Genomic DNA, 15,962 nt, shown 5'->3' on the forward strand with positions numbered 1-15,962 from the left:
GGTTTAGTTTGGATTGGGAATGAATTAGTGAAATTTCTATTTTAAAAACTAAGCACTACGTATTATTGCGTACTTTTACGTAAAATAGACTTAGTTATGACCGATTATATACCGTTTTTATTAGGATTTGTTGTTGCGCTATTTATAGGCATATACGTAGGCAGAATGCTTTCTGCATCAAAATTTCAGTCAGAAAAAGCTATTTCTGAGGAAAGATTAAATGCCATAAACGGTCAATTGCAAATGCAGAAAGAGCAGTTTGAAAACGAAAAAAATAATTTGCAGAAACAATTGCAGCTGAGTATTACTGAGAAAGAAAACATTCGAACAGAAAAAGATAGTTTGGCCATTCAGCTTTCTAAAAAAGAAGTAGATTTTGAAAATTTATGGGAACGCCATAAAGAGCAAAAAAGTGAAATCAATGAACTTCAAGAAAAATTCACCAAAGAATTTGAAAACCTTGCTAACAAAATTCTAGAAGAAAAATCGGCAAAGTTTACCGAACAAAATACCGTGAACATGAAAAATATCCTGACGCCTTTGCAGGATAAGATTCTTGTTTTTGAGCAAAAAGTAGAGCAGACTCATAAAGAAAGTATCGACTATCATGCAGCGCTTCGTCAGCAGATTATTGGTTTGAGCGAGATGAACGCGCAAATGAGCAAGGAAACTTTAAACCTTACCAAAGCATTAAAAGGCGACAGCAAAATGCAGGGAAATTGGGGCGAATTGGTTCTAGAACGCGTTTTAGAGAAATCTGGATTAGAGAAAGGAAGGGAATACGAAGTGCAGCAGAGTTTTACCAATGCAGAAGGAAATCGCGTTTTGCCAGATGTTGTCATTAATCTTCCAGACGGTAAAAAAATGATTGTCGATTCTAAAGTTTCGCTTTCCGCTTACGAAAAATGGGTTAACGAAGAATCTGAACTTTTAAAAATAGAATTTCTTAAAGAACACGTAATCTCTATAAAAAGACATGTGGAACAGTTGGGCAGTAAAAACTATCACGATTTGTACCATATGGAAAGCCCAGATTTTGTACTGCTGTTCATTCCGATGGAACCTGCTTTTGCAATTGCTTTAAACGAAGATCCTTCTTTATACACAAAAGCATTTGACCGGAATATTGTAATTGTAACGCCAAGTACACTTTTGGCAACGTTAAGAACAATTGACAGCATGTGGACCAATCAAAAACAGCAGGAAAACGCCTTGGAGATTGCAAGACAAGCCGGAGCGTTGTATGATAAATTTGAAGGTTTTGTTTCTGATTTAGTGCGAATTGGAAATAAAATTAAAGACACAAAAACAGAATACGAAAGCGCCATGAATAAATTGGTTGACGGAAAAGGAAACTTAATTTCGAGCGTAGAAAGATTAAAGAAAATGGGAGCAAAGGCAAAAAAGGCGCTTCCAGAAAATATTATTGCAAGAGCGATCAATTCAGATGAGAATGAATTATTGAATTAGAAAAGAGCTAAGAAGCAAGAGAAAAGAATATAGAATATAGAATATAGAATATAGAATATAGAATATAGAATATAGAATATAGAATATAGAATATAGAATATAGAATACAACTAATCAACAATACCAAAAACAAAAACATGAGTACAGATTTTAAGCCCGTTTCATCATCAAAAGTTAGTATATCAGAATTAATGTTGCCTTCGCATACTAATTTTAGCGGAAAAATTCACGGGGGATATATTTTACAATTATTAGATCAAATTGCCTTTGCATCGGCATCAAAATTTAGTGGAAATTATTGTGTAACCGCTTCAGTAGATACCGTAAACTTTCTGAAACCAATTGAAGTTGGAGAATTGGTTACCATGAAGGCTTCTGTCAATTATGTCGGAAGAAGTTCTATGGTCGTAGGAATTCGTGTAGAAGCAGAAAATATTCAGACAGGAGTTATTAAACATTGTAATTCGTCTTATTTTACAATGGTTGCCAAAGATAAAGAAGGAAAAAGCGTTCAGGTTCCAGGATTGATTCTGTCTAATTTGCAAGAAGTGCGTCGTTTTAGAAAAGCAATAAAACATATTGAAGTTCGAAAAGAAGTTGAAGAACACGAAAAATTAGCCAATATAAATTCTATCGAAGATCTAGCAAGCCTAGAAAAATATAATGTTCTATTAGAAATCAGCTAAATTTTCTTATATTTAGGAGTTATACATTAAATACTAGAAAATATGATCAAGTTTGGATATACAATTTTATACGTTGAAAATGTCGAAGAATCTATTGCATTTTATGAAAACGCATTTGGATTTTCGAGAAAATTTGTCTCGCCAGATGGCGATTATGGCGAATTAATTACAGGAGAAACAACACTTTCATTTGCTTCAAAAAAACTAGCTTCAAAGAATTTACCTGATGGTTTTATCGAAAGCAGTTTAGAAGACAAACCTTTTGCAATAGAAATTGGTTTTATAGTAGAGAATGTACCTGAAGTTTTACAGAAAGCCACTTCTTTTGGAGCAGTTATGGTTTCAGAACCTGTAGAAAAACCATGGGGACAAGTTGTAGCGTACGCAAGAGATTTAAATGGCTTTTTAATCGAGATTTGTACAGAAGTAAAAGGTTAATGTAAAAGTCTTTTTTTGAAAATGAATTACATACAGAACAAACCTTATTTTGTGTTTTTAGGATTAATAGTAGTTCTTTTACTATATGGCTTTTATAAAGGGAATGAAACCATTGTTCTCAATATTCATGCGACTTATTTTGTAATCTCTTGGAAACACTTAATGATTCTTGTTTCATTTTTTTGTGGAATATTGTCTTTGGGTTATTTTGGTATGCTGAAACTAAATTTTGTTTTAATAAATTGGATGACAGTTTCTCACGTTTTAATAAGCCTAATAGGTTTGTTTATAGTTTTTATTTTGCCTAAATTTTTTAGAGAAATTGTTCCGGGAGATATATTGTCAGTTATAAATGACTCAAATTTTAATCAAAGAATAGAATCAGGAATCTTGATTTTGATTTGTGTATTATTAGGAACTCAACTTCTGTTCTTTGCAAATGTAACTTTTGCTTTAATAAAAGGAAGATCTTAAACATTTTGCCTTTCACGGTTCTCATTTTACAACAAAAAACATTCACAAATATTTAGCATAAGTACCAAAACTTTGCATGCATAAATTCCGTAACTTTAAGTATAATTATTGGGTTACGGAATTTTTTCACTGAGTATTGCCGTTCGATTTTTCAGATTATTAAGAATCTGATTTTTTATTTTCTCTTAGTCCAGATAAATTGAATGACATAATTGTTTAAATGCAGACGATTATGAAAACAACTACTTTATTATTTTTATTTTTTACGGCCTTTTCAGTCATTGCCCAAGACAAATTTTTTACTAATACGGGAACAATAAACTTTGAGGCGTCTGTTCCTCTGTTTGAAGAAGTGAGAGCTGTAAATAGACAAGTTGCTATACTTTTAGAACCTAAAACAAGTACTTTTATTTGTACTGTTATCATCAAAGATTTTCGTTTCAAATTGGACTTAATGCAAGAGCATTTCAATGAAAATTACATGCAAAGCAATCGCTATCCGAAAGCGGTGTTTAAAGGCAAGATTGAAAAATTTGATTTGAAAAATATTAATGAAGTAGAAAAAGAATATCAGATAAAAGGGAAACTGAACCTACGCGGAAAATCGAAGGAGATTATTGTAAAAGCTTTGATTAAAAGAGTTCCAGAGGGAATTCAGATAATTTCAGATTTTCCAATCGCAGTATCCGATTTTAATATTAATATTCCAACTCCTATAGCATCGAAAATTGCAAAAACAGCCAATACCGAACTAACGGGAATTATTCGTAGTGATGAGACCATGCTGACTTTGAAATAAGAATTACTTAATGCAATTAATAAGCGTCTTTTCTAAATCTGTAAATTGAAACTCAAAACCTGTTTTCTGAATTTTTTCTGAAGAAACACGCTGTCCTGTTAAGATGGCCTCACTCATTTGTCCCAGTAGAATTTTTAATACAAATGCCGGAACTTTAGGAATCCAGATACTGTAATCGTAAAGTTTGGCCATAGTTTTAGAAAATCGGGAGTTTGTGGTATTGTCGGTTACACATGCATTGTAGGCACCTTCGAGTTTGGTGTCTTCAATGCTTTTTAAATAGATCTGGCACAAATCTTCAATATGAATCCAAGGAAGATATTGCTTGCCAGAACCCAAAACAGCACCAAAGCCAGATTTAAATGTGGGAACCATTTTTTTTAAGAAACCTTCGTTTTTTCCAAAAACAATTCCAGTTCGAATTTTGACTGTTCGAATATTTAAAGAACCAATTTTATCCGCAGCATTTTCCCATTTCTGACAAGTAATGCCAAGGAAATCATCGGCTGGAGGGGTATTTTCAGTACAGATTTTATGACTAGTAATGGCGCCATAAATTCCGATGCCTGAAGCAGAAATAAAGGCTTCCAATTTTTTATTGTTCATTTCCAAAATAGAATAGATCATTTCAACCGGTCTTACGCGACTTTCAATAATGGCTTTTTTGCGTCTTTTGGTCCACCTTTTTTCTACAATTCCTTCGCCAGCAAGATGAATAATGTAATTGGCATTTAGAACTGCATTTTTGTCAATGTAGTTTTTCTTTAGATCCCATTTGTAATATGTGACTCTTCCGTTGTTTTCTCTATCAGAACGACTCAAAATGGATACAGAAAAACCTGCTTCGATCAGAACATCTGTCAAATATTTACCGACGAAACCAGTTCCGCCTGTTAATAGAACATTTTGAGCCATAATAGTTTATAATATTTTTAACAGTGTATCGTGTTTAATGATTAGTAAAGGTACTTAAACAATGTTTACCTTTATGGCAAATTCTAAATTTTAATAAAATGGCGACTAAAAAAAAGGTAATTACCAAAGATGATATCGTTTCAAAATATATGGAAGAAGTTTTAGAAAAAGGTCAAAAACCAAAATCGGTTTATCATTTTACCAAAGAAAATGATTTTACTGAAGCTGAGTTTTATACTTTCTTCGGAACATTAGAAGGTTTAGAAAAAGAAATATTTCGATTGTTTTTTGAAAACACGGTTAATCTTCTTCACAAGAATGAAGAATATCAGGGATATGATATGAAGAATAAAATGCTGAGTTTTTATTTTACTTTCTTCGAAATCCTGACAGCCAACAGAAGTTATGTTTTGCAATCCCTTAAAATAGATCGAAACCCAATCAAAAATTTAGTTCAGTTAACAACACTTCGAAATAGTTTCAAAGACTATGTTGCTGAGATTTTAACAGATGATTACAGATTAGAGCAAGAAAGATTCCAGAAATTTCAAGAAAAAGCCATTCAAGAATCTTCTTGGTTACAATTGATGATGACCATTAAATTTTGGATGGAAGATGAATCTCCTGCTTTTGAGAAAACGGATATTTTTATTGAAAAATCGGTTAACGCTTCATTTGAGTTAATGAATGTTGCACCAATGAATCATCTGATTGATTTTGGAAAATTTTTGTTTAAAGAAAAAGTACACAGCAGATAATGAAAACAATTGATTATATCCCAACTTCTAAAATTGAACGAGCGGGAAAATTGGTTCAGACTGGTGCTAAGATTGGTGTAAACTATGTAAAGCATTATGCCGAAAAAATGGTAAACCCAGATTTAACCCGCGATAAGCTAAATGAGAACAATGCAGAAGATATTTATGACGGACTAAAAAGCTTAAAAGGAAGCGCTTTAAAAGTAGCTCAGATGCTGAGTATGGATAAGAACTTTCTGCCTCAAGCTTATGTAGAAAAATTTTCTTTATCTCAATTTTCTGTTCCGCCACTTTCTGCTCCTTTGGTTTTAAAAACGTTCAAAAGCAATTTTGGAAAAACACCTTACGAAATTTTTGACGAGTTCAATCCGAATTCTGTAAATGCGGCAAGTATTGGTCAGGTGCATTTGGCAAAGAAAAACGATAAAAAACTGGCGGTTAAAATTCAATATCCTGGAGTTGCCAATAGTATTTCGTCAGATTTAGCTTTGGTAAAACCAATTGCGATTAGAATGTTTAATCTTCAAGGAAAAGATTCTGATAAATACTTTAAAGAAGTTGAAGACAAACTAATTGAAGAAACCAACTATTTTTTAGAATTACAACAAAGTCAGGAAGTTGTTGATGCTTGCAGTAAAATTGAAAACATTACTTTTCCGAAGTACTATCCAGAATTTTCATCAGAGAAAATTATAACAATGGATTGGATGACGGGAATTCATCTTTCTGAATTTACGGCCCTAAATAAAGATCAAGAAGCGGGTGATAAATTGGGTCAGGCGCTTTGGGATTTTTACATGTATCAGATTCATGTTTTACGAAAAGTACATGCAGATCCGCATCCAGGGAATTTTTTGGTTGACGATCAAAACAAATTAATCGCTTTAGATTTTGGTTGTATGAAACAAATCCCAGAAGATTTTTATACGCCCTATTTCGAATTGATCAATAAAAATGTAATTACAGACCAAAAGCTTTTCAATGAGAAATTATTCGAATTAGAAATTCTGCGCAAAGATGACACGCCTGCAGAAGTGGAATATTTCACCGAAATGTTTCATGATTTATTGTCGCTTTTTACAAAACCTTTTCAAAACGAAACTTTCGATTTTGCCGATGAAAAATTCTTTAATGCAATTGCCGAATTAGGAAAACGTTTCTCAGAAGATACAAACTTGAAAAAAATGAACGGAAATCGAGGTTCTAAGCACTTTATTTACATGAACCGTACTTTCTTTGGTTTATACAATTTAATGTTTGATTTGAAAGCTAAAATTGTGGTGAACGACTATTTGAAATATTAAGTTTTTTTGTTTCAGGTTTCAAGTTTCAGGTTGGCTGAACTTTATGTATAGAACTTTGTCAAAGTTTAAAACTTTGACAAAGTTTTTTTTATTTAGTTGTCATCCTGAGCAACGAAGGATCACACTCGTAACTCTACAAGATTATCGATTCTGATTGCAGAGTTTCTAGTGTGATCCTTCGTTCCTCGGGATGACAAGATTGTGTATAATTGGAATTTGGATTTTTTATATTGGAATTTTACTTAAGTATTCCCTTCTTATAAGTCGCAATCGCTCGATCTCTCGCAAAAGCATGATCAACCATAGGTTCTGCGTAACCAAAATCAAACTCGGGAATCCATTTTCTAATATATTTCCCTTTTTCGTCAAATTTCTTTTGTTGAATTTCGGGATTAAAAACTCTGAAATAAGGAGCAGCGTCACAGCCTGTTCCTGCTGCCCATTGCCAATTTCCTACATTTGAAGCCAATTCAAAATCTAAAAGTTTTTCTGCGAAATATGCTTCGCCCCACTGCCAGTTAATCAGTAAATGTTTGCAAAGAAAACTAGCTACGACCATACGCACGCGATTGTGCATATAGCCTGTTTCGTTTAATTGTCGCATTCCAGCATCGACCATCGGATATCCTGTTGTTCCAGAACACCAACGTTTGAAATCCTCTTCGTTATTTCGCCATTGAATTCCGTCGTAATTGGACTTAAAATTATGATTAACACAATTTGGAAAACTAAATAGAATCTGAATAAAGAATTCTCTCCAGATTAATTCGCTCAAAAAAGTTTGATTTTTTCGGTTTGCCCAGTTTACTAATTTTCGGATGCTTACTGTTCCAAAGCGTAAATGCGGCGAAAGATAAGAAGTGCTGTCCAAGGCAGGAAAATCTCGGGTTTCTTTATATTGGGCAATTTGCGTTAAGTTGTGCGGAAGAACTTTTATAGAGCTTCTTTCAAAACCTATTTCAGCCAAATCTGGAAACTTGAATTTGTTTTTCGAAAAATTAGATTGATATGGCGTCGAATCATATTCTGGAGCAGATCCAGAAAGATTGTATTTCTCCAACCATTTGTTTTTGTAAGGTGTGTAAACGGTATAAGGAAGTCCGTCTGCTTTGGTTATTTCTTTTTCTTCAAAGATTACGTGATCTTTAAAAGAAAGCGATTGAATGTTATTTTCTTTTAATAAAGATGAAATCAAGCTGTCGCGTTTAATGGCAAATGGCTCGTAATCTTTATTGAAGAAAACTTCTTGAATGTCAAATTCCTCAATTAAAGATTTCCAAACGGCATTTGTTTTTCCTTTTTTGATTAAAATGGAAGAATCAAATGAGTTTAATTCTGAGTTTATTTTTTCTAATGAATCATAAATGAAAGTTACTCTCGCATCGTTTTTTGGAAGATGCTCTAAAATATCATCATCAAAAATAAAAAGAGGTACAACAGGAAAATCGGATTGTAAAGCATGAAATAATCCTGTGTTATCTTCTAAACGCAAATCACGTCTAAACCAGAATAAAGTAACTTTTTGTTTTGTCATTTTTTTTTATTTTTTGCCACAGATTAATGGATTTCAAATGATTTTTTATTCTCTGGGCTATTTTTCTCAACACATAGAAACATAGATTTTACTTTTCTTTTAAAAAGAGTTTAGAAAGAAACTAGTTTCTAACACATAGCTATGTGTATTTATGCAAGTGAAACGCCTTTTTTTGTAAATCTAAAATCTATGATTCTATGTGTTTAAATTTTTTAAGCTTTTTTAGAATTAAATAATTCTTCAATTTTATTAAATCTGTAATCGAAAATACTTTTCAGTTTGTTTTTTACGACTAAGCTATTCATGATTCGGCCTAAGATTCCGAATGGAAGAGCATAATGAACAATGTCGGTCATTTTGGTTCCTCCGTCTGGTGTTGGTTCAAAGAAATGCTTGTGATGCCAAAGTTTATAAGGTCCAAATTGCTGAATGTCTACAAAATATTCGTTTTCTTGGCAAGCCGTAATTTCGGTAACCCAAGAGGTTTTAATTCCGAAAAGAGGTCTTAAGGTGTATGCAATTATTTGCCCGTGATACATGCGCTTGCCGTCGTAATCCTGAATTTGAAAATTCATATTATCGAGGGTAATGGTCTGCAGATTTTTCGGACTTGAGAAAAAATCCCAGCAATCTTCTACACTTGCATTTATATGTTGTACGGTAACTATCTTATATAATTTCATAATCACAAATTTTTCTTGTATCAAGGGCAGACACAAAAGAAAAGGTAACGCCCCAAATAATGCTACATTTTATAATATTTGAATGGTACGAACAACATTCCGAAACATTCTCCTTTTTCTTTTTGTAAATGTTTGTGGTGTATTTTATGGGCTTTTCGTAATCCGATGAGGTATTTGTTTTTGGTGTTTTTAAACCATTTAAAACGCTGGTGAATCAAGACATCGTGAATTAGAAAATAACAAACGCCGTAAAGTGTGATTCCGCAGGCAATGAAAAACAAATAGTTAAATCCGCCTTGAACGCCAAAGTAGAATAAAATAATACTTGGAGTGGCAAAAATGACGAAGAAAATATCGTTACGCTCAAAGGTATTTTCGTATTTCGGCTGATGATGATCAGCATGAAAATACCACATAAACCCGTGCATTATGTATTTATGCGTGAGCCACGTAACACATTCCATGAAAAGAAAAACGCCTAAAAAGATTAAAAAAGAAATCATTTTATAAATGTTGAGGTTTTAAAATTATCGTTTTATTGGTTTGGAGTTTAGCTTTGGATTATAAAAGATTGACTCAAAAAAATAGTTTTTAAAAATTGCTGATTTTGTCATTTTTGTCATCCTGAGCGAAGTCGAAGGAACGCAAGTAGCTCTGCAACGAGAATCTAATCTTTGGCGAGCTTCTAGCGGTTCTTCGACTTCGCTCAGAAAGACAAACTGTTTGTTTAATCGTAATTACAAAGTTGAAGGAATTTAAACCAGCTTCAATTTATAAGTCACAAAAGACTGCGCCAAAAGCCCCGCTTTGGTATAATTAGAAACACGAATTCTCGAATTTCCAATCTCGTAGTAAGGCGTGTGTTTTAGCTTTTGAAGTAGTTTTTTGTAATAAACATAAGCGGTGTAAACGCCAAACTTGGCTTCGATTGGTAATTTTACAATTCCTTGATAGGCAATTCTAAAATCTTCTTCGATTTCTTTGATGATTTGATTTTTAGAATCTTCGTTGAAATTATTCAGATTTACGCCAGGAAAATAAGTGCGATTCAAGATCGTATTATCGTCTTTTAAATCTCTTAGAAAATTGACTTTCTGAAAAGCAGAACCTAAACGCATAGCTTCGTTTTTCAGCTGTTCGTATTTATGTTCTTTTCCAGATACAAAAACTTTCAAACACATTAATCCGACAACATCTGCAGAACCGTAAATGTAATCTATGTATTCGGTTTGCGTTTGGTAATTTGACTTTATAAGATCCATTTTCATGCTTTTTAGAAAAGCTTGAACTAAATCATCGCTAATGTTGTATTCTTTTACAGTCTGTTGAAATGAATTCAAAATCGGATTTAAACTAATGCCCAATTGCATTGCTTTGTAATATTCTTTTTCGAAATCTTCAATCAGATATTCTTTTTCATAATCGTGAAATGAATCCACAATTTCGTCAGCAAAACGAACAAATCCGTAAATACTGTAAATGGCATCTCGAATGCTTGGCGAAAGCATTTTTACGGCTAAAGAAAATGAAGTACTGTAATTTTTGGTTACCAGTTTGCTGCATTTGAAAGAAACGGCGTCGAATAGTGATTTCATTTTTTTAAGATCTAAAAGATTTTTGAATTAATTCAGCTGCGAGTTTTCCTGAAATTAAAGCAGGCGGAACACCTGGGCCAGGAACAGTTAATTGTCCTGTAAAATATAGATTCTTGACTTTTTTGCTTTTTAGTTTTGGTCTTAAAAAAGCGGTCTGCAAAAGTGTATTGGCCATTCCGTAAGCATTTCCTTTGTAGGCGTTATAGTCGCTTACAAAATCGTTCTTACAAAATGATCTCTTAAAGATAATGCTATTTTTTATTTCTTGTTGCGTAAGTTCTTCAAAACGAGTGATAATCTTTTCGAAATATTCTTCTCGTAATGCTTCGTTATCTTCGATTCCGGGCGCTAGCGGAATTAAGAAAAATCCAGATTCCATGCCATTTGGCGCTGCAGTAACATCTGTTTTGGATGGGAAGTTGGCATAAAATAAAGGTGCATCGGGCCATTTTGGATTATCGTAAATATCTGCAGCATGCTGATTGAAATCAACATCAAAAAATAAAGCGTGATGCGAAATGTTTTCTATTTTTTTATTGAAGCCAACAAAAAACAGGAGAGAAGAGGGAGCAAAAACTCTGCTTTCCCAATATTTTTCAGAATACATTCTGTGTTCTTTTTCGAGTAGAATTTCCGAATGATGGTAATCGGCACCACTCAAAACAATATCTGCCTTAAGGGTTTTGCCATTAATTACAATTCCTTTCGCTATTTTGTTTTCAACAATTATTTTATCAATTGGCGAATTGGTTTTAATGGTTACGCCAAGTTCTAATGCCAATTTTTCGATTCCTCGAATAACATCAAACATTCCAGTTTTAGGATGCCAAGTTCCTAAACCGAAATCGGCATAATTCATAAAATTATAAAAAGAAGGTGTTTTAGTTGGTTTTGCTCCAAGAAATAAAACTGGAAATTCAAGAATTTGAATTAATCTTTCATTCTTGAAATTTTTCCGAATATCGGTACTTACGTTTTTAAAAAACTGATTGAGTTTTAATGCCGTTTCTTTGGTAATTAATTCAAGAGGAGAAACTCCAGGGCGATAAACCAAATCTTTGATTGCGATGTCATAATTGCTTTTGGCTTGGTCAATAAAGCTTTGCAGTTTTTGACCGCTTCCTTTTTCGATCGTTTCAAAAGTATATTTGATCTCTTCTAGATTATCGTAAATGCTGATGAAATCATCCATTCCGAAATAAACACGATAAGCCGGGTTTAATTTTATCAGTTCATAATAATCAGAAGGTTTTTTATTGAAGTCTTGAAAAAAGCGTTCAAAAACATCGGGCATCCAATACCAGCTTGGTCCCATGTCGAAAGTAAAACCATCTTCTTTAAATTGCCTAGCGCGCCCACCAATTGTACTGTTTTTTTCGTAAACAGTAACTTTGTTTCCTTGTTGAGCAAGGTAACATGCGGCCGCCATAGAAGAGAAGCCTGAGCCTATTATTTGGATAGTTTTTCTCATTTGTTTAACAAATATAAGAAAAACTTAAACAAAAATAAATTAAAGCATGTTAATAGTTTCTTCCATCGAATCAAAAACTCGAATTCTGTCTGTTAGGACTTTCTCATCAATGTATTCAACCATTTTACCCATAAGCCAGATTTCGTTGTTTTTCTGCAATAATTTCTGTCCCATAGATTTTACATATTGATTAATTACGCTTCGGTCTGGTTGAACAGTCATAAAGGAAATAAACGTAATGTTCTCAAAATGTTTGGTTAAATCCTGCAGGTTTTCAATTGGCATACTTTCTCCTAAATAAATGGTTTTGTAGCCTTTGTCAAGAATTTCGTATTGCAGGTATAATAATCCGATTTGGTGAATTTCGTTTAACGGAAGTGATAAAACAAAAATTCGATCGGTTTTAATTGGTTTTCTAATTTGAAGGCTTTCTGTATAAATCAATATTTTCTGCTTGATTAAATGACTCATGAAATGTTCATTTGCAGGAGTAATTGTTTCAGACTGCCATAGTAATCCCAACTCTTTTAAAAGAGGTAAAAAATGTTCTTTAAAAACTTCTTTAAATGTTTTTTCGGTAATAAGCCAATCGAATGTATTGAAGAATAATTCTTGATCAAAGTTCATCATCGCCATTTTAAAAGAAGTGATGGCGTAGTTTTGAGAATTTTTCTTCGAAATTATTTCGCGTACCAGTTGTGGTATTTTTTCTTCAGGATAGGTTGCAATTTTAGAAATCTTATAGCCGTATTCATGCAGTAACGTAATGTTTAAAAGTTTCTGCAGGTTATGAAGATTGTAAAATCTAATATTAGTGTCGGTTCGCATAGGTTCAAGGATATTGTATCTCTTTTCCCAGATGCGTATGGTATGCGCTTTTATTCCAGATAAGTTCTCAAGATCTTTAATGCTGAAAACAGTTTTAATATTGTTTATCATTTTTCGCGATTAAGTCAACAAATGTAAAATAAAATCTTAGATTCGACATTAAAACTAAATTAAAAAGATAGAGAATTAGAGGTTTACGTATTCATAATATATTTTTTACCTAAAATCAGGTATTTATTTCTTAAGAAATATATTACTTTGATAAAAAAGAAAACAGCCTATCAGATTAAAATCTTGACAGACTGTTCTTATTTTTTTGCTTTATGTATTATTTGCAGAAAGTGGCTCTGTTTTTTGCGGCGCTTTGGCTTCCTAACTCAATTGCTTTTGTAAAATCCTTACAGCAATTTTTCTTATCGCCAATTTTGTTATAGGCCAATCCTCTTAAATTGTAGGCGACATAATCTTTCGGGTTTAAACCTAGAGAAGCGGTGCAATCTTCAATAGTTCCTTCGTAGTTTTGCAGTTTGTAATTGACATTGGCTCTGCCAGTAAAAGCATCTGCATTCATGTCGTCTAACTCGATTGTCTTGCTAAAATCAGCTTGAGCGCCTTTTAAGTCGTTTAGCTTGAATTTTGCTACACCACGGTTCTGATAAGCTTCGACAAATTTAGAATTCATGCTGATAGCTTTGGTGTAATCGGCGATGGCGCCTTTTGTATTTCCAGCTTCAGCTTTTTTCATGGCTTTGTCAAAATAGCCTGTTGCTGATTGTGCCCAGATTGAGCAAGACATCATAATAAGTGATGCTAATAGTAGGTTTTTCATAAACTAATTTGGGATTAGTGATTTAATTATTTCCCAACGAATTTAAGAAAGTTTTTATCTTGTGAGAAAATTTCTTTTTTTAAATATTGGTTAGAAAAAAAGGAGCTTTGATATTTCGTGTATTAAAAGGCGTTTAGCGATGGTATTTCTTACTGACTACTTTGTTTTCATGATTTTCAATTTCTATAAAAACGTAATTTTTAGTGGCTTTTTTTATTTTTACAACCTGATTTAGTTCACTAACCATGCAGTCAATTACTTTTGATTGATTTAGATTCTCTATAAAATTGTCTTTCTTCTTTTCTAGATCATATAGCATTAAAGAACCGTAGCCTTTCGCATACAAAAGAAGCTCTGGGTTTTTAAAACTGTCTACAATAAATCCTGATTTTATTATTTTGCCATTCTGTTTTTCGATTAGTTTGAAATCATGTGGATTTCCGCTTCCAAATGAATTTACAAAAACGAAATATTTATTGTAGTCTGCGCCAATATATCCTAGATTTTTATGAGGTGCGCCATATCCCATAATGTTTAATGTGTCGATAGTTTTGTCTCCTTTTTTTAAATTTAAACACATTTCAATGGGGCTGTTTTTATCTTCCTGAAAATATTTAAATTCTAAACTGTATCCATTGCTTAATTTGGTTTCGTAATCGTACGGATTATATTTATTAAGATATTCAATAGTTATTGTGTCTCTTTCTAGAGTTGCCTTTTCCTTGTTTGATTGAGAATTGTTTTTGTCAGTAATAATGTTGGTTGCTTTTTTTTTGTAGCTTTTTGTCTTTTCTTGGCAGGAGAAAAAAAGAAGGCAAAATGTAGAAATAAGTAATGCTTTGGTTTTCATAGATGCTTAATTAATGCAATTAAGCTAATGTAGTTTATTTTATCATTGATTATGTAGATATAAATTCTAAGAGGAATAATTCTAAAACAAAAAAGGCCAAGTAAAATAATTACTTGACCTTTTGTGACCCGACTGGGGCTCGAACCCAGGACCCCATCATTAAAAGTGATGTGCTCTACCGACTGAGCTATCGAGTCTTCATTTCTTCAATGAGGGTGCAAATATAAGTACTTTATTTAGCTTATCAAGCCTTTTTTTAAATGAATTTTGAAATAAATTTTCATGAGAGGGGTAAGTGTTTGTTTTGTAGTGAAATAAATAGATTCTTTTTTAAATAAAAAATAAGATAGAAGTTAATCGTATTTGTCTTTTAGTCTAAATTTTGTGATGAAATTGTTTGATATCATGAAATTATAGCCAATGTCAATAGTTTTGTCTTTGGATTTGAAATATCTTCCATCTGTATAAATTATTTCTTTTTTGTCTTGATCATTCCAGAATTCGATATAGTATTGGTGTTCAAAAGTATCGTTTGTTTCTTTGCCTTTAAGGATTTCTGTAAATAAATAAAAGCTTTCAGATTTTGTTAAATCACAAATCTGATTCCCTTTTCTGAAACTGATTCTCCATATTGGAAATAAAAATTTTTCTTTTTTTAATGGAGTCAGTTTTATATGTTGGTATAAATATCGAACAGGTGTGTATGCCCAAACTAATGCAGTAGGTGATTGTCTTCCGTAATCGCGGATCGTCTTTATAATTTTGTTGTTTTTTACAAATGTTATAGTGACGGTCTCGTCGTCTGTCCAGCTTCCTTCATAATTATCTTCGAGATTTAGTATGTCAGACTTTTTAAAATTGGTTTGAATTTCTTGATATTGGTCTTTGGTAATTTTAGATTTGAAAAGGCCATTTTGTGTATTGTACTCTTGTCCATAATAGATAATATTGCCATTGTTGTCAATGCTTATATTTAAAATGGGGCAAGAGCCATAGCAGCCTGAAGAAGAAACTATAATTTGGTCATAATTCTCATTTGGATTGATTTTGTATTTTATTCTTGCGTATTTTACAAATATGCTATCACCTATTTTTGTTGTTAATGTGTCTCCTGTTATCGAACTTAATTTCTGATATTCCCAAGTTTTGCTTTCTAAGTTGAAAATTTTTAAACTATCATTTTCGATTTTATATTTAGTTGTAGTTCCTAAAAAAAATGTCTTTCTGTTTTCTCTTTCTGCAGCATTAATTGTTTTAAAATAACCAGTTTTGTTCTCGGCTATATTGTTTTTTAAAAATATATATCCTCTTTTAGGCGAGCCAAATGG

The 15,962-nt window shown here is 32.5% G+C and carries 17 protein-coding genes and 1 tRNA gene; 7 read left to right on the forward strand and 11 right to left on the reverse strand.

Annotated elements, in window-relative coordinates; all coding sequences use genetic code 11:
- Nucleotides 1-96 precede the first annotated feature (96 nt).
- From rmuC to BSF41_RS11075, 5 genes are all read left to right on the forward strand, one after another.
- Nucleotides 97-1,470: a DNA recombination protein RmuC gene (gene rmuC, locus BSF41_RS11055; RefSeq protein ID WP_095929540.1), complete on the forward strand. Its 1,374-nt coding sequence runs from the start codon at nt 97-99 to the stop codon at nt 1,468-1,470.
- 137 nt (nt 1,471-1,607) lie between these two features.
- A complete protein-coding gene (locus BSF41_RS11060; RefSeq protein WP_095929541.1) occupies nt 1,608-2,156 on the forward strand; it encodes an acyl-CoA thioesterase in 549 nt (182 codons plus the stop codon).
- 42 nt (nt 2,157-2,198) lie between these two features.
- Nucleotides 2,199-2,594 carry a VOC family protein gene (locus BSF41_RS11065; protein WP_095929542.1) on the forward strand — a complete coding sequence of 132 codons (396 nt, stop codon included), beginning with the start codon at nt 2,199-2,201 and terminating at the stop codon, nt 2,592-2,594.
- A 21-nt stretch (nt 2,595-2,615) separates the two neighbouring features.
- Entirely contained in the window at nt 2,616-3,068 is a 453-nt protein-coding gene (locus tag BSF41_RS11070) for a hypothetical protein (protein ID WP_095929543.1), read from the forward strand.
- Nucleotides 3,069-3,300: 232 nt separating this feature from the next.
- Nucleotides 3,301-3,867: a YceI family protein gene (locus BSF41_RS11075; protein WP_172426887.1), complete on the forward strand. Its 567-nt coding sequence runs from the start codon at nt 3,301-3,303 to the stop codon at nt 3,865-3,867.
- A gap of 3 nt (nt 3,868-3,870) precedes the next feature.
- Here the strand turns inward: BSF41_RS11075 and BSF41_RS11080 are convergent, their stop codons facing one another.
- Nucleotides 3,871-4,782 (reverse strand): TIGR01777 family oxidoreductase, encoded by a 912-nt coding sequence (locus BSF41_RS11080; protein ID WP_095929545.1) that lies wholly within the window; start codon nt 4,780-4,782, stop codon nt 3,871-3,873.
- A 98-nt stretch (nt 4,783-4,880) separates the two neighbouring features.
- On the opposite strand from BSF41_RS11080, the gene BSF41_RS11085 reads away from it, so the two are divergent.
- Complete coding sequence (locus BSF41_RS11085) at nt 4,881-5,540, forward strand: TetR family transcriptional regulator C-terminal domain-containing protein (RefSeq protein WP_095929546.1); 660 nt, start codon at nt 4,881-4,883, stop codon at nt 5,538-5,540.
- Nucleotides 5,540-6,844 (forward strand): AarF/ABC1/UbiB kinase family protein, encoded by a 1,305-nt coding sequence (locus tag BSF41_RS11090; protein WP_095929547.1) that lies wholly within the window; start codon nt 5,540-5,542, stop codon nt 6,842-6,844. The genes BSF41_RS11085 and BSF41_RS11090 overlap by 1 nt, the downstream gene beginning before the upstream one ends.
- A gap of 238 nt (nt 6,845-7,082) precedes the next feature.
- On the opposite strand, the gene BSF41_RS11095 is transcribed toward BSF41_RS11090, so the two are convergent.
- The 10 genes from BSF41_RS11095 to BSF41_RS23740 all read right to left on the reverse strand — a co-directional run.
- Nucleotides 7,083-8,378 carry a deoxyribodipyrimidine photo-lyase gene (locus BSF41_RS11095; protein ID WP_095929548.1) on the reverse strand — a complete coding sequence of 432 codons (1,296 nt, stop codon included), beginning with the start codon at nt 8,376-8,378 and terminating at the stop codon, nt 7,083-7,085.
- 212 nt (nt 8,379-8,590) lie between these two features.
- Nucleotides 8,591-9,061: an SRPBCC family protein gene (locus BSF41_RS11100; RefSeq protein WP_095929549.1), complete on the reverse strand. Its 471-nt coding sequence runs from the start codon at nt 9,059-9,061 to the stop codon at nt 8,591-8,593.
- Between the two features lie 62 nt (nt 9,062-9,123).
- Nucleotides 9,124-9,564 (reverse strand): sterol desaturase family protein, encoded by a 441-nt coding sequence (locus BSF41_RS11105; RefSeq protein WP_095929550.1) that lies wholly within the window; start codon nt 9,562-9,564, stop codon nt 9,124-9,126.
- A gap of 252 nt (nt 9,565-9,816) precedes the next feature.
- Entirely contained in the window at nt 9,817-10,656 is an 840-nt protein-coding gene (locus tag BSF41_RS11110; RefSeq protein WP_095929551.1) for a phytoene/squalene synthase family protein, read from the reverse strand.
- 4 nt (nt 10,657-10,660) lie between these two features.
- Nucleotides 10,661-12,127: an NAD(P)/FAD-dependent oxidoreductase gene (locus BSF41_RS11115; protein ID WP_095929552.1), complete on the reverse strand. Its 1,467-nt coding sequence runs from the start codon at nt 12,125-12,127 to the stop codon at nt 10,661-10,663.
- A gap of 39 nt (nt 12,128-12,166) precedes the next feature.
- Nucleotides 12,167-13,066, reverse strand: a complete 900-nt coding sequence (locus tag BSF41_RS11120; protein ID WP_095929553.1) for a MerR family transcriptional regulator — start codon at nt 13,064-13,066, stop codon at nt 12,167-12,169.
- A gap of 217 nt (nt 13,067-13,283) precedes the next feature.
- Nucleotides 13,284-13,784: a hypothetical protein gene (locus tag BSF41_RS11125; RefSeq protein ID WP_253251808.1), complete on the reverse strand. Its 501-nt coding sequence runs from the start codon at nt 13,782-13,784 to the stop codon at nt 13,284-13,286.
- Nucleotides 13,785-13,917: 133 nt separating this feature from the next.
- A complete protein-coding gene (locus tag BSF41_RS11130; protein WP_095929555.1) occupies nt 13,918-14,634 on the reverse strand; it encodes a hypothetical protein in 717 nt (238 codons plus the stop codon).
- Nucleotides 14,635-14,758: 124 nt separating this feature from the next.
- Nucleotides 14,759-14,831: transfer RNA gene (locus BSF41_RS11135), tRNA-Lys, on the reverse strand.
- Between the two features lie 156 nt (nt 14,832-14,987).
- A partial coding sequence (locus BSF41_RS23740) for a DUF6438 domain-containing protein (protein ID WP_095929556.1) occupies nt 14,988-15,962 on the reverse strand: 975 nt, incomplete at its 5' end.

Origin of the sequence: Flavobacterium sp. ACN2, assembly GCF_002303885.1 — a bacterium.
GTDB lineage: Bacteria > Bacteroidota > Bacteroidia > Flavobacteriales > Flavobacteriaceae > Flavobacterium.